Below are 14,753 nucleotides of genomic sequence, written 5' to 3'. Positions count from 1 at the left end.
AGATAAGTATCAAGGTAAAAATCAGACTTTTTGTCTGATTTTTTGCCCAAGATAAAGGGTTAATTTCTTCGGGCTTTACGTTTTTTCCACTCTTTTGCTACTGAAAAGCGCCAGATGATATTTATAGTTAAATAACCTAAAGCAGCAAAGATAACCGCAAGTACGCCACAGCCTATAATAAACGCGGGACCAATAGTTGAAACACTATCAATTAACCACTGCCAACTTGCTTCAAAAGTAAACTTTCTGGTGGGTACATCGACAACCCAAGTGCCAACGACATAACAAAAATAAAAAATTGCTGGCATAGTCAAAGGGTTAGTGATCCAAACAAGGGTAATAGACAAAGGTAAATTTGCATGTACTATAATTGCAAAGCCTGCTGCTAAAACCATTTGAAATGGCACGGGCATAAAGGCAAAAAACAACCCTACAGCAAATGCTTTACTTACCGAACGGCGGTTCAAATGCCACAGATTAGCGTTATGTAGTAAAGCACCAAATATTTTTAAATATTTGTTATTTTTAACTTTTTGATGATCAGGCATAAAGCGTTGAATTATTTTTTTCGGCATGATTTTACTTAACTTAATGTTACTTGGCTAAATGGAAACTAATCACTATGGAATGGTGGCTACTCACATTTTTTTTCAGCGCTATTTTGTCATTATTTATACCTATAGTGCCAGAGTTTTCTTTACTGCTCATTATATTATTGCTTTCATTAATATTTATCTTTATAGGTAAATTTCGCTTTATGGCTATTGCGGCATTCGCCGTTGCTTGGATATTGATTGCCGGCAGTCAATATCAACATACCTTAGATAAAAATAACATTAAGCTTGATCAGCTCCATAAAAAGGTTCATCTAATTAAAGGTGAAGTCAGCAATATTGTCCGTATAAAGTCTGATAGTAGTCGTTTTAACTTTGTAGTTAGCCATTGGCAAGGTCGAAAAATTAATGAAAAATTTAAGGTGCGCTTAACTTGGAGGACCCCAGACCAACCTCTACTGCAGGGACAAAAGTGGCAATTAGCGGTAAAACTTAAACCCGCGCATGGCTTGGCTAATACCGGTGGTTTTAATTACCAGGTCTGGCTGCGACAGCAACAAATAGTCGCCACTGGCTATGTTAAGACCAAAACCAAAACCAAAACTAAAACTAAAACTAAACCTGAGATAAAGACTAAAAAGCAAAATGTCTTATTGCATCAGCAAACTAGCTGGCGTCAATATTTATACCAAAAGTTAAGCCTTGTGTTAGCTGATAAGCCTCTTGGTGGGCTAATTTTAGCTTTGGGTTTTGGAGAGCGAGGTGAGTTAACACGCGAGCATTGGCGAGTGCTTTCTGCAACGGCAACCCAGCACCTTATTGCGATTTCTGGCTTGCATATCGGCATAGTGGCTTTTGCAAGCTTGATTTTTATCCGTACTGTTATTCGGTGGTTGCCATTGAGTTTACTGTTATCGACGCCTTGGAAACTGAAATTGATGCAAATTAATTTCAGTTATGTTCCGGTATTGTTTAGTGGTTTTATGGCATGGTATTACGCCTATCTGGCGGGTTTTTCCATTCCTACGTTACGTGCTTTAGTGATGTTGTTATTGTTTTGGTCACTTAAATTTATGCATATAAAGGTGACACTGCTACGTTGGTTGTTACTGGCTATCTTAGTTATTTTACTGGCTTGGCCGCTTAGTATACTCAGTGCGAGTTTCTGGTTATCAATATCAGCATTAGTCATTATTTTTTCGACATTTTCACGTTTTTCCATGCGCACAACAGAACCAGTCACAACCAGAGATACAAGGTCACTATTAACGCTTGAATTATTGCCTAAAACCAGCTTGAAGAAACAATGGCATGGCGTCAAGACACGGGTGTTACTTTGGCTTAAAACCCTGGTCGTTATGCAATTGGCACTGACGATAGCGATGTTACCCATAGCAGCATCGCTAAACTATCAACTGCCGTTGGCAGCATTTTTTGCCAACATTGTCGCTGTGCCTCTGATGAGCGTGACGGTTATTCCTTTAACGCTGCTTGCGGTTATTACCTTGCCTTTTAGTCCTTGGCTATCGCATTTTTTTGTTGATTTAGCGTTGCTAAGTTTATCATACGTTTGGCAATGGTTACTTTACTTAGCTAATGCAGAATGGGCAGTTTTTGCTATTTCATATCAGCAAATACAAGCCATGCTGCTATTTTTTGCTTTTATTGCACTGGCGTTATTTTTTCGACTCGGTAAGGCTAAATTTATTGCTACGTTGGCTTTATTTATGGCGGCGGTCACTATTGACTTTTTCAGTGCTGAACAGGAAAAAAGCTGGCGCTTGTCAGTGCTTGATATCGGCCATGGTCTCGCCATTGTGATTGAAAAAAATAACCATGTTTTTCTTTACGATACTGGCGCTAGTTATCCTAGTGGCTTTAATATGGCTGATGCGGCAATATTACCTTATTTAAAGCATCAAGGTTATCAAGTGATTGATGGGGTGATTATTAGCCATAACGATAATGATCATGCGGGGGGGGTACGTCACTTACGCGCCAAAATGGCTATTAAGCGTGTTATTGCTAATGATGTAGTGTTAAAACCTGACCGCCATTGTATCTCGGGACAGCGTTTTACTTGGCAAGGCTTGGTTTTTGAGGTGCTGTCACCAATGCAATTTCATGGTAATAAAAATGATGATTCTTGTGTTGTGACCATCAGTGATGGTTTTCATCGTGTGTTACTACCAGGCGATATTTCGGTAAAACAAGAGAAGCGGCTATTAAATGTTGCTGGTATGGTTAATAAACTCAGCAGTGACATTTTGATTGCGCCGCATCACGGCTCAAAATCATCTTCTAGTCGTGGTTTTTTAAGGGCTGTGATGCCACGTTATGTGGTATTTAGTACCGGTTATTTAAACCGCTGGCAGATGCCATCAGATGAAATACTAGGCCGATATAACAGTTTTGACATTAGCACTTTTAATACCGTTGATGAAGGAATGGTGACCTTTAAGTTTAGTCAAACCACTATTAATACAAATATTGAGCGCGGTGTTGAAGATAATAACAAAGGTATTATTGAAGACACTGCTATTGAAGGTACTATCGAAGTGATCAGTTACCGAGACGACATTCGGCCTTATTGGTATGTAAATTAATCACCTTGTTAAGCTATTTTGTGCTTACAGCTAGATTTATATCGCCTAGAAAAGTTTATCAGTTGGTTGATGGGCAAAATAACGCTAAAATACCGATAATTTACTAATAATACAAAATTAAACAATCCCGTAGGGATAAGATTTTTTGATAACGCATTGAGAGTATGAATGTCGACAAAACTATCAGAACCGACTACAGAAAATACCACACGACAAAATTTTAAGCGTTTATTAGCTTATGCTAAAGCCTATAAAGCAGCAGCCGTTGTGTCGATTTTAGGCATGTTAGGTTATGCCGCGATTGACAGTTTTGTATTTTCTCAACTGCAACCACTCATCGACAAAGGCCTTGATGGCCAAGACCCAGAATTTATGAAATGGGCGCCATTTGTTATTGTGCTGATGTTTATTCTACGTGGAATTTGCCACTTTGCCGGTAACTACACCTTAGCTTGGTTAGGTAATAATGTCGTGGCGAATATCCGCCAAGAATTGTTTGAACATGTGATGTCTATGCCCGTGGCTTATCATGATAAAGAATCTACCGGCAGCTTGATCTCAAAATTAACTTTTGATACCGAACAAGTGTTGAGTGCCGTGTCTAAAGCGTTATTGACCTTAGTGCAGCAAGGCGCATTTGTGTTGGGCTTACTGATTGTTATGTTTTATAACAGTTGGCAGTTAGCGTCTATATTTTTACTGATCACGCCTGTTATTGCTGGCATAGTCACGGTGATTTCAGGTCGTTTTCGTCAAATAAGTAAAGGTATTCAAAATGCTATGGGTGAGGTGACAACGGCGGCAGAGCAAACCTTTAATGGCCATAAAGTGGTATTAACTTTCGATGGTCAACAACGAGAGTTTGACCGTTTTGCCAAAATTAATAAACATAATCGCCAACAACGGATGAAAATGGTAGCGACACAAGCGGCCAGTGTGCCTATCATTCAAATTATTGCTTCGTTTGCCTTAGCGTTTGTTTTATATGTTGCCAACCTTGATTCGATGCGGGCAGACATTTCCGCCGGGGTTTTTATGACGGTATTAATGTGCATGGTCACTCTGCTTAGACCTTTAAAATTGCTGACAACGGTTAATAGTGAATTTCAAAAAGGTATGGCGGCCTGTGTCAGTATTTTCGCGGTACTTGATCAAGCAACTGAACACGACACTGGTACTATCGCGATAGTACGTGCAAAAGGTACTTTAGCGTTTGAACACGTTAATTTCCTTTATAATAAAGACAAAGAAAAACAAGCACTAACCGATTTAAGTTTCACCGCCAATGTGGGTGAAACGGTGGCTTTAGTGGGGCGCTCTGGTAGTGGTAAGTCAACCGCTAGCGCCTTATTATTAAGATTTTACAATGCTACAACGGGCAAGGTGCTAATCGATGGTAAAGACATTAAAGATTACAAACTGAAAGACTTACGCAAGCAATTTGCCTATGTTTCTCAACAAGTGGTGTTGTTCAACGATTCAATTGCTAATAATATTGCTTATGGCAAACCTAATGCAACACGCGAAGAAATTGAAGACGCGGCACGTAAAGCTCATGTGCTGGAGTTTGTAGAAGACTTACCTGAAGGACTAGATACTAATATAGGCGACAATGGTGCGATGTTATCGGGTGGCCAACGCCAACGTGTAGCCATTGCACGCGCATTGCTATGTGATGCCCCTTTCTTGATTTTAGATGAAGCCACTAGTGCTTTAGACACTGAATCTGAACGCCATATTCAAGACGCTTTAAGCGCCTTACAAAAAAACCGTACCTGTATCGTTATTGCTCATCGTTTATCCACCATAGAAAATGCCGATAAAATCATTGTGATGGAACAAGGGCAAATAAAAGAGCAAGGCGACCATCAAGCTTTATTAGCGAAAGACGGCGCTTATGCCCAGTTACATAAATTTCAATTCGGTGCCTAGGTTACTATGTATTTAATCCCTTATTTTGGCGATACATTATGCGCTTAATTGAAAAGGTTTGGTTTCAGGGACATCCAGCAAAATGGCTAATGGTGCCACTTTTGCTGCCACTGAGCTTTATTTTTGCGCTACTGAGTTTTTTTCGCCGTTTAGCTTATCAAGTGGGGTTATTCAAGCAGATTAAAATGTCGGTGCCGGTGGTGGTGGTGGGTAACATTGGCATTGGTGGTAATGGTAAAACACCCGTAACATTATATTTAGTAGAAAAACTTGCAGAGCAAGGGATAAAAGTGGGTGTGGTAAGTCGCGGCTATGGCTCAAAAGCGCCTTATTACCCTTATCAAGTGAGCGATGAAAGCAGCGCTGAGCAAGCAGGAGATGAACCATTATTAATCTTTCAACGCAGCGGCGTTCCTGTCGTTATTGGCGCCAATAGAATTCAAGCTTGCCAGTGCTTAATTGACCAAGGCTGCGAATTGATTATTGCTGATGATGGGTTACAGCATTATCGTTTGGCGCGAGATTACGAGTTTGTGGTAGTTGATGGTAAACGTTTATTTGGTAACGGTTTATTATTACCAGCAGGGCCATTACGCGAGACAAAACGCAGAATAAAACGTGCTAATTGTGTTATTGTTAACGGCATTAGTTTATGGCAAAAACAAGCTGGTAAGCTAGCTTTACCATTATTAACCATGGGGTTACAGGCAAGGTATGTGATTAATATTAAAACCGGTAAGCGTGTTGAACTCGATACTTTTTTAGCGCAAAACTTTGCTAGCGATAAAGCTATTAATGCTGTAGCAGGTATTGGCGACCCTAAACGCTTTTTCAACACCCTTGAGCAAGTGGGTTTTACTTTAGTCACGACTAAAAGCTTTATTGATCATCAAGCCTTTTCAGCGCATGATTTACAGCAGTTCTCTAACAATAGGCCGTTACTAATGACTGAGAAAGATGCCGTTAAATGTGCTGACTTTGCCCAAGAGAATTACTGGTATTTACCCGTTGATGCCGTATTTGAAAAAAACGATGATGGTGCAACTATAGCGATGGAAATAGCTAACATCGCTGCACTTGCTAGCAAGCAGCATGAGTTAACAATTACAGTTAACACGAGTTGACCAGTACTGACAGATTAACAACTAAAGCTGGCAGAGTTAACAAGCACTAACGAGATTTTAACGCTTGATGCAAATTCATCAAGCTTACCTTTAAGAGAGAAAATAATGGCGTTTGATAGACAATTAATGGAAATCCTTGCTTGCCCAGTATGCAAAGGAAAATTAGATTACAACAAAGAGCAACAAGAGTTGATTTGCAAATTCGACCGTTTGGCTTATGCGATAGAAAAAGACATTCCAGTGTTACTTGAAAGTGCAGCGCGTCGCATTACTGAAGATAATGCATAAGGTTACCGCTAAGATTAGTATTCGTTATAGCATGAGTGGAACAATCAGATTAATGAGGTTTTTATGTCGTTTGTGGTAGTGATCCCTGCACGGTTTGAGTCATCACGTTTACCTGGTAAAGTCCTCGCTGATATTGCCGGTAAACCTATGATCCAATGGGTTGTTGAAAGAGCCTTAGCCAGTGGCGCTGAGCAAGTTATTGTGGCAACCGACAATGACGAAGTGGCTCGTGTGGTAAAAAGTTTTGGTGGTGAAGTATGTAAAACGCGTGCTGATCATCAATCAGGCACTGAACGTCTTGCTGAGGTGATGCATAGGTATCAGTTTTGTGATCAGCAAGTTATTGTTAATGTTCAAGGGGATGAACCTTTTATTCCGGTTGAAAACATTGCGCAAGTTGCAGATAACCTATCTAGCCAGAGCCAAGCGCGTATGGCGACATTAGCGATGAACATTGACGATGTTGCTGAAGCATTAAACCCCAATGCGGTGAAAGTGTTATGTGATAAAAATGGCTATGCGTTATATTTTAGTCGCGCGACTATCCCTTACGATCGAGAGCGCTTTCTTAACAATGACAATATTGATGCCATTGGCGACTTTTATCTGCGCCACATTGGTATTTACGCTTATCGAGCCGGCTTTATTAAAGACTACGTGCAGTGGCCAACCAGCCAGTTAGAGCAAGTTGAGTCATTAGAGCAACTGCGCGTACTTTGGCAAGGTGAGAAAATTCATGTCGCAGTGGCAAAAATTCGCTTAGCGGTTGAAGGGGTTGATACGCCTGAAGATCTAGAGAAAGCCCGAATTTACGCAAAGTCTTTATAAAATAGCCTGAGTCTGCAACATATTTTATATAGAAAAAAGAGGCTTTAATCGCCTCTTCTTCTTTACTGTGCTGTTCTTAGTACAGTTATGTTTAGTAAAGACCGTTATGTTCATCGAGCGTTGAGCTGCTTAACAACTCACACGTTTGAAGGTATAAGGGCTCAGGTAGCACATAACCCCAGTTATTTAGGTAGATATTTGATGGCACTCACCAAGAAAAAAGCACGCTGGTTAATGGCAAAAAAAGGCTTTTTAGACATGTTACCGCTTAATTTAGCCGTTTTGCCGTGGGGTATTCTCTGCGGCTCTTTGGCGGTTCAACGTGACTTTTCTGCGCTTGAAGCTATTTTAATGCCACTTATCGTATTTGCCGGCTCTGCTCAGCTCGTTGCGATTGAATTAATTGCTAATAACGCATCACTGGCTACTATTTTATTTACCACCTTTATTATTAGCTCGCGGCATTTTTTATATGGTTTAGCATTACGCGATAAGTTAAAAGTTTTACCAACAAAGTGGCGTTATTCTTTAGGTTTTTTGCTAACGGATGAGCTATTTGCTTTATCGAGTCATAACAAGTCCTTTGTTGGGCAGTTAAGATTAGTCTATGGTGTTGTCGCTGGTGGCAGTTTTTATGTTTTTTGGTTGTTATGGAATGTAGCGGGGGTTATCGCCGGCAGTTATTTACCTGACTTAACCCATTTAGGCTTAGATTTTGCGATTGCGGTAACCTTTATTGCCTTAGTTATTCCAACCATTATTAACTTGCCTATTTTGGTGACGGTGATTGTTGCTGCGCTATTATCTGTGGTGTTTAAGCTCATGCAGTTTGAATTAGATTTGGTCGCCGCCGCTTTGATCGCGATGTATTGTGGTTACTTGACTGAGCGCTTTTTGTATAAAAAAAAGGATATGAATGATGAAGGAACTCATAAAATATCGCCATCAGTTAAGGACAGCATATGACATTACTGACAATTTTACTGATGGCGGTCATTACCTTTACCACGCGCTATTTATTTATCCACCCGCGCTTGCCGGTGCGCTTAGGGGCAAAAATGGCTAAGTTATTAAGCTTCAGTGCACCTGCGGTGTTAACCGCTATTTGGGTACCGATTATTTTTATTCAACAAGGCCAGTTGAGCATTTCGCTGCATAATCCCTATTTAATTGCCGCGACGCTGGCGATAGTTGCCGCGGCAAAAAGTAAAAGTATTTATTTGACCATGTTTGTTGGGCTTATTACTTTTGTTTTAAGCCGATATATTTTAACGCTGTAATATTTTATCTCTGCCAGATCTTATTGCTGCAAAATCCTAATGCTGCGATTTATCAAGGGTCTTTAACCTGCTTATATTCTGCAAGATAATTTGGCTTTTAGGGCATTTATAGCTAAAAAAGCACTGTTTATCGAATAAAGCTTGTCAGCTGATATTGGTAGCTTTTATGATGGAGTATGCCTTTTATCTGAGATTAGATTATAAATATTGCTATGAATTTAACAAAATCAATAACCACACTCGCCATTGTCAGTGCGCTGACGTTTTCACAAAGCAGTTTTGTTCAAGCGGCAGACGCTAAAGCTAAGCTAGAATCACCGTCTAGCTGGTTGAACTTAACAGCGAAAGAGCTAAAAGCAGTAGAGCGCTACGCGGCCGAATATAAAGATTATATTTATAAGGTACCCACGGAATTAACCTTTGTTACTGAAACGATTAAACGCGTTGAAAAACAAGGTTTCACAAAGCTAACTGAGCAAAGTGAATTAAAGCCAGGCGCGCGCTTTTATGATGTCAATCGCGACCGTACCATTGCTTTGATTGTGATCGGTAAAAAATCGTTAGAGCAAGGTACACGCATTGTTGGCGCACATATTGACTCCCCACGACTTGAACTTAAAGGGCGGCCACTATTTGAAAAAGAAAATTTTGCTATGTTTCAAACTTATATCCACGGTGGTATTAAAACCTATCAATGGGTAAATATCCCGCTGGCTTTAGTCGGTCGAGTTGATAAGAAAGATGGCACTACGGTTAATATCTCAGTTGGCTTTGATGACAATGATCCTATCTTTTTGGTGACAGATCTTGCCCCTCATGTTGACTCACCCAATCGTAAGCGCACTAGTCGAGACGTTATCGGTAAAGAAGAGCTCGATATTATTATTGCGGCTAAGCCTGAATTAGATAAAAAGATTAAAGATCAGGTCAGCAGCTATTTAAAGTCAACCTATGATATTTCAGTTGAAGATTTAGTTTCCGCTGAGCTGGCTTTAGTGCCAGCCACTAAACCGCGCGATGTAGGTTTTGACCGTAGTATGATCGCCGCGTATGGCCAAGATGATAAAGCTTCAGCAATAGCGGCTGTTACAGCATTAACCGAGCAAACAACACCCAAATATACCGCCATTGCTTATTTAGTTGATAACGAGGAAGTAGGCAACATCAATAATACTGGGGCAAGTTCTACTTATTTAGTCGACTTAATGAGTAGTTTACTCTTCAAGCAAAAGGGCGATAGTTATAATGATTATCAATTACGTCAAGTGTTACGCAACACCAAAGTTATTTCTGCAGACGTAAACCCAGGAGTGAACCCTACATGGTCAAATGTATGGGAATTAGGTAATGCACCTCGTTTGGGCAATGGCATTAATTTAAAGCTCTATGGCGGTGGCTTTAATGCTAATTCTGAGTATATGGCGTGGACACGAAACTATTTAGATAATGCAGATATTAAATGGCAAACCTCGACTTATAAAGGTAAAGCGTCAGGTGGTACTATTGGTAGTGACTTATCTAAGGATAATATGGAAGTGATTGATTTTGGTGTTCCCATCTTATCAATACATTCACCTTATGCGGTTGGCTCAAAAGTTGATTTGTATTCATTGTACAAGGCAATGTCAGCGTTTTACCAAGAAAAATAGCCTAGATCTAGTGCTTATTTAAAAGCTTAATTTTTATAACATTGAGTCAAAAAAAGCCAGCCGTATTGAATAGATACGGCTTTTTTATTTTGAGAGTTATAACGGTAACTGTTGTTTGGCAGAGACAGGGTTAGCATACATGGTTAATAACCAGTGTTGCTGTTCTACTGTTAGGTTTTCCATGCGCTTATTTAGCTTTTCAAGCACTGTGCTGTCAGTATGTTGTTGATTAAGTTTTGCGTGCGCAACTAAATTACTGTCGTATAGTTTATAGTTGCTGATGATTTCTTTATCAATTGCGGCGGCGATATCTTTGCTATTGGTAAAGTCGCCTTGTATTGGCTGACAAAACTGGAGATGCACTTGGCCTTTTTGCCCGATTAATCCTTGTGTGATACTTTTTAAGTCTTCATCTTCGTGTTTTTGATAGCTACCGGTAGCTTCTTTTTCAGCAAGCTCTATTGCCTTGTCGATATCACAAGGGTCAAACTCATAGGAAATTGATACCGGTACTATGTTAAGTTCTGTTAAGTAATCAGCCATAGGCATTTGCTTATCTTTATTGAGTAATAACATAGATATTAAAGCTGAATTGGTTTTGTCTACGCCATCTTTGGCACGACCTTCGCGTTGTGCGATCCAAATGTTTTGCTTTCGATTTGCTACCGTATCATGAATGTAGGTAGACAATTGCTTTGATGCATTGAGCATAGCGCGTTTATTTTCTTCATTACGTTTAACAATAAAACTCTTGTTAATACGCATTAAATCAGCGACCCAAGGCTGATGTAGTAAATTATCACCCACTGCAGCTTCCACAGTATTGATACCGCTTTTATATAGCGCTAAGTTTACTAAGGCAACGTCTAAAACAATATCACGATGATTACTGATAAACAGGGCTGGCTTGGTAGTGTCAAAGTTTTCTATGCCGCTATAGTTAAAGCCGGCGGTACTGTTTTTGATCAAATGATGTAAGTATTTAGCCACTTCAATCTGGATTTTTTCGATATTATGAAACTTTTTCACTCGAAATTTCAGTGACCATTTTACAATTTTGCAGGCAAGTTGTGGCAGGGCTTGATATAAGCGTGGCATTTTTAAACTAGCAATCGAAGCCTGTAAGCCTTGTTCATTAATTAATTTTTCGATTACTGCAACTACCTCATCATCACGATAAGGGCGTATATCATCAAACATTCAAAAATCTCTTATATGGCGAAAATAAATAATAAATCAATAGGGATTATAACCGAATCACCTTGAAAAATGCGTTTTTTGTTTAATAGTTTAGTTGCTGAGTTTTACTGATTTAATATCGGTAAATACTATTAATACCAAGTTGACTAATTACCTGCTCATTTTTAATGGTTAACATGAATAACTACAGCGTTATAAAATTTATAAGGTGAATAACGACTGACTAAATTTTATGCCTGGTATTTATCCATTTTTCCTCATGAAAAGGTGAGCACTTAATTAATCAAATGGGTATAAATTGTATGGTCTACAAAGCAAAAATTATTTTGATAATATTATGCACCCACGCCCTGAAAGTATGGCGAGCTTAAATTCGGTTTTAGTATGGTTAATCTAATGCTTTAGATTAGATGCAACAGCAATAAAATTTGTAGGCTATGTATGGTGTTAAAAGCAGCTAGATTAAATTAGGGCTCATCCGTGATGGTAATAGTGATACAAATATTTTGCGTTATTCAATCAGACAAGGTTATGGCGTGAATCAATAACGACAGTAATTCGCTATGCCGATAATTAATTTATACTTGAACACTGGCACCTTATATCTAATACAGAAAATAAAACAACTAAGCTTTTGTTATGGTGTTATTTTTTATAAAATAAAATAGAGGTTTACTTTTATTTATACCAAAGGTTATGTTGTTTTACCTTAACGCGATGTAATACCAATCCCATTAAGTTATTGCTCACTTGTACTAATTAAAATAGCTCAAGGCTGTGTTGCTCTCACTCCCAATAGCCAGCTATTACTCAATCGAGCGCCTTACCTTGAGTTATTTTTCCTGCGCACAACAAGATCACAAACTTAATGGAACTGGTATAAGGCTTGTAAGCTGTCATGGCAGACTATCTTTAACTGCAAAAATCATCTTTAATAAAAATAATTATAAAATTTACCGCAATTGACTTGCGTTTTTAACTTTTAGGCCCAACTATTATTAGTGAGTAGATAATAAAAAGGAACAGCTATGAAAATAAATCTTTCAGGTCATCATGTTGACGTTTCAGATTCAATTAAAGAACATATTAATGAAAAATTTTCAAAAATATCGACACACTTCCCAACCTTAATTTCACTCGATGTTATTTTATCGCACGAACATAACAAACATAATGTAGAACTTCGCACAACATATGAAGGAGGTCGTATCTCGGCATCAGCAAATGACGGCGTTATGTACCCAGCTATTGCGACAGCAGCTAAAAAGTTGGATGCAGCTTTAAAACACCGAAAAGGCTTATTAAAAGCTAATTTGCATAGTAAACCCGAAGCAACAGCACCTGAAATTGCCCACGAAAAAGTTCAAGAAATGAACCTCAATTAATAAGCTGTGAATTTAATCATCTTATCGTTAAGGAGGCAGTAGCCTCCTTTTTTAATGCTTGCGCTAGCTTATTTAAAGCGAATAAGCAGACATTTAGTTTGGCATCCCACAGAAATACACTTAAAATAGCGACTTTATAACCGGCTATTAGAGGCTGTATGCTAAAATTTTTTAACGATGTCGCCGTTGTAGACTGGGACATTGAGCTAATGTTATTTGTTCTCAAGACAATAATAGCGAAGGGTTAATAAGTAGTGCACCTCATAGCTAAGTTTCTAAGGTAAATCATGTTAGAAATATCAAGTGCAGTAATCATTGCCGATTGGGAGATTGAACTTACCGGCATAAGGGCGACTGGGAACGGAGGCCAAAGAGTCAATAAGGTCGAAACAGCGATACACTTGCGTTTCGATATTAAGCGTTCAACATTACCCGCCATATACAAAGCTAGACTACTGAAACTATCAGATAGTCGCATATCAAGTGATGGCATTATCATTATTAAAGCACAATCATTTAGAACACAACCCATGAACAAAGACGACGCTTTAAAGCGGCTGAAAGAATTGATTTTATCTGCAATGGTGGTGAAAAAAACTAGGCGGCCTACTAAACCAACAAAAGGCTCAAAGCTCAGACGATTGGACGCAAAGAAAAAAACGGGCTCTAATAAAGTCTTGCGAGGAAAAGTAAACCATCAATAACTTCTTGGTTTTCACCCGGTGAATTTTTTTACAGGGAGGAAACAAAAAGAAGAGACGTTTGAAGACAAGTCTTTAGCGGTCAGCGGTCAGTAAGTTTAAAGAAATTTAAGTGTGGTTATGCTGTGCTTTTCCTCCTGCAGTTCTCCTGTTTTTATCTTTGTGAATTATTTTTTTTACAGGGAGGAAACAATGAGAATAGAACGAGGGGGAACTTAAGGGCTAGGCTGGCTTTTTTAATAGTCAGTATGAGAATTAAAAACTAACTATGTGTGTAGTTAATTTTTAATGCGATTACCCTGTTGCTGCTGTGATTATTTAAAGCGTCTTCTTAAGGCGATTAAACCGATAAACAGTGAGCTAAACCACGCAATAGAGCCTCCTCCGCTACTTGAGTTTGTTGGTGCAGGCGCTGTGGCAGTCAATGATGTGTTTTTAACTGCGGCTAAGCTATCGGCGCTATTAATGCTTGCATCAATGATGATAACACTTTCGATGGTAACAAAATTTTCGATACCAGGAACAAAGTTATTTACGCAGTTATCCGCACTATAGTTTGGCATCGGTAATTCATTAAAGCCATTTGATACACCGGGGTTAATATCACATCTAGGTACAAGTGCTATGTCGTTAATGGTTATCATGCCATTTTCAATTATTTCGCCAAAAACTGTAAAACCGCCATTTTTTAGATCTAGCTTACCAGTACCATTATCACTTAAGTTGATAAACCATTGGCTAGTGGCACTATCGATACCGCCACTTTTTTTTGCCATAGCGATGGTACCTACTACGTTGGAAAATACCGGTTCATTTTTGATGGTTTGGCGCGTTTCAATCCATACTGGTGGTAACACCCCTTCAAATCTAGCGCCGCCGCCTTGCACAATGAAATTATCAACAGTGCGATGAATGATGGTGTTGTTATAGTCACCATCATTGATATATTTTAGGAAGTTACTCACCGTTTCCGGTGTTGTTTCATCGTGCAGGTTAACTTTGAAATTACCCTGTGAAGTGGTAAATTCCACTATAGTTGCAGAGGTTGAAGCACTAGCAATCATCAGTGATGCGATTGCTATTTTTGATAGGCTTGAAAAAGACATAGATTAACTACTTACTGCTTAACATGTTACAAAGTGTAGCGATAATAATAGGCTTTAAAGAAAACAACAAGATAAAGTAAGGTTTCGTCTATATTGACAG

General features: G+C 39.0%; 13 protein-coding genes. 10 read left to right on the top strand and 3 right to left on the bottom strand.

Annotated features, from left to right (window positions below; translation table 11 throughout):
• Positions 1-59: 59 nt before the first annotated feature.
• Positions 60-575: a DUF2062 domain-containing protein gene (locus tag ESZ39_RS03855; protein WP_146878477.1), complete on the bottom strand. Its 516-nt coding sequence runs from the start codon at positions 573-575 to the stop codon at positions 60-62.
• 47 nt (positions 576-622) lie between these two features.
• On the opposite strand from ESZ39_RS03855, the gene ESZ39_RS03850 reads away from it, so the two are divergent.
• The 8 genes from ESZ39_RS03850 to ESZ39_RS03815 all read left to right on the top strand — a co-directional run bounded on the left by ESZ39_RS03850 (position 623) and on the right by ESZ39_RS03815 (position 10,261).
• Positions 623-3,160, top strand: coding sequence for a DNA internalization-related competence protein ComEC/Rec2 (locus tag ESZ39_RS03850; RefSeq protein ID WP_146878476.1), 2,538 nt, complete (start codon positions 623-625; stop codon positions 3,158-3,160).
• 168 nt (positions 3,161-3,328) lie between these two features.
• Positions 3,329-5,092 (top strand): lipid A export permease/ATP-binding protein MsbA, encoded by a 1,764-nt coding sequence (gene msbA / locus ESZ39_RS03845; RefSeq protein ID WP_146878475.1) that lies wholly within the window; start codon positions 3,329-3,331, stop codon positions 5,090-5,092.
• A gap of 38 nt (positions 5,093-5,130) precedes the next feature.
• The gene (gene lpxK, locus ESZ39_RS03840; protein WP_146878474.1) at positions 5,131-6,216 is read left to right on the top strand and encodes a tetraacyldisaccharide 4'-kinase; all 1,086 of its coding nucleotides are present in this window, start codon (positions 5,131-5,133) and stop codon (positions 6,214-6,216) included.
• A gap of 105 nt (positions 6,217-6,321) precedes the next feature.
• Positions 6,322-6,504 carry a Trm112 family protein gene (locus ESZ39_RS03835; protein ID WP_146878473.1) on the top strand — a complete coding sequence of 61 codons (183 nt, stop codon included), beginning with the start codon at positions 6,322-6,324 and terminating at the stop codon, positions 6,502-6,504.
• 63 nt (positions 6,505-6,567) lie between these two features.
• A complete protein-coding gene (gene kdsB, locus ESZ39_RS03830) occupies positions 6,568-7,332 on the top strand; it encodes a 3-deoxy-manno-octulosonate cytidylyltransferase (protein ID WP_146878472.1) in 765 nt (254 codons plus the stop codon).
• Between the two features lie 201 nt (positions 7,333-7,533).
• The gene (locus ESZ39_RS03825) at positions 7,534-8,298 is read left to right on the top strand and encodes an AzlC family ABC transporter permease (RefSeq protein WP_146878537.1); all 765 of its coding nucleotides are present in this window, start codon (positions 7,534-7,536) and stop codon (positions 8,296-8,298) included.
• A complete protein-coding gene (locus ESZ39_RS03820; protein ID WP_146878471.1) occupies positions 8,295-8,612 on the top strand; it encodes an AzlD domain-containing protein in 318 nt (105 codons plus the stop codon). Before ESZ39_RS03825 ends, ESZ39_RS03820 begins: the two co-directional genes overlap by 4 nt.
• Before the next feature lie 212 nt (positions 8,613-8,824).
• Complete coding sequence (locus ESZ39_RS03815; protein WP_146878470.1) at positions 8,825-10,261, top strand: aminopeptidase 1; 1,437 nt, start codon at positions 8,825-8,827, stop codon at positions 10,259-10,261.
• A 96-nt stretch (positions 10,262-10,357) separates the two neighbouring features.
• Here the strand turns inward: ESZ39_RS03815 and ESZ39_RS03810 are convergent, their stop codons facing one another.
• Positions 10,358-11,461 carry a 1-acyl-sn-glycerol-3-phosphate acyltransferase gene (locus ESZ39_RS03810; RefSeq protein WP_146878469.1) on the bottom strand — a complete coding sequence of 368 codons (1,104 nt, stop codon included), beginning with the start codon at positions 11,459-11,461 and terminating at the stop codon, positions 10,358-10,360.
• Between the two features lie 1,028 nt (positions 11,462-12,489).
• Between ESZ39_RS03810 and hpf the strand changes: the two genes are divergently transcribed.
• Together hpf and arfB are read left to right on the top strand one after the other, a co-directional pair.
• Positions 12,490-12,846 (top strand): ribosome hibernation-promoting factor, HPF/YfiA family, encoded by a 357-nt coding sequence (hpf, locus tag ESZ39_RS03805; protein WP_146878468.1) that lies wholly within the window; start codon positions 12,490-12,492, stop codon positions 12,844-12,846.
• A 287-nt stretch (positions 12,847-13,133) separates the two neighbouring features.
• On the top strand, positions 13,134-13,550 hold the full coding sequence (gene arfB, locus ESZ39_RS03800; RefSeq protein ID WP_146878467.1) for an alternative ribosome rescue aminoacyl-tRNA hydrolase ArfB: 417 nt from the start codon (positions 13,134-13,136) through the stop codon (positions 13,548-13,550).
• Positions 13,551-13,861: 311 nt separating this feature from the next.
• Here the strand turns inward: arfB and ESZ39_RS03795 are convergent, their stop codons facing one another.
• Positions 13,862-14,653: a peptidylprolyl isomerase gene (locus ESZ39_RS03795; RefSeq protein ID WP_146878466.1), complete on the bottom strand. Its 792-nt coding sequence runs from the start codon at positions 14,651-14,653 to the stop codon at positions 13,862-13,864.
• Positions 14,654-14,753 lie beyond the last annotated feature (100 nt).

The organism is Colwellia sp. C1TZA3 (genome assembly GCF_007954265.1).
Lineage (GTDB): Bacteria > Pseudomonadota > Gammaproteobacteria > Enterobacterales > Alteromonadaceae > Cognaticolwellia.
This window is presented reverse-complemented; position numbering and strand designations above follow the sequence as displayed.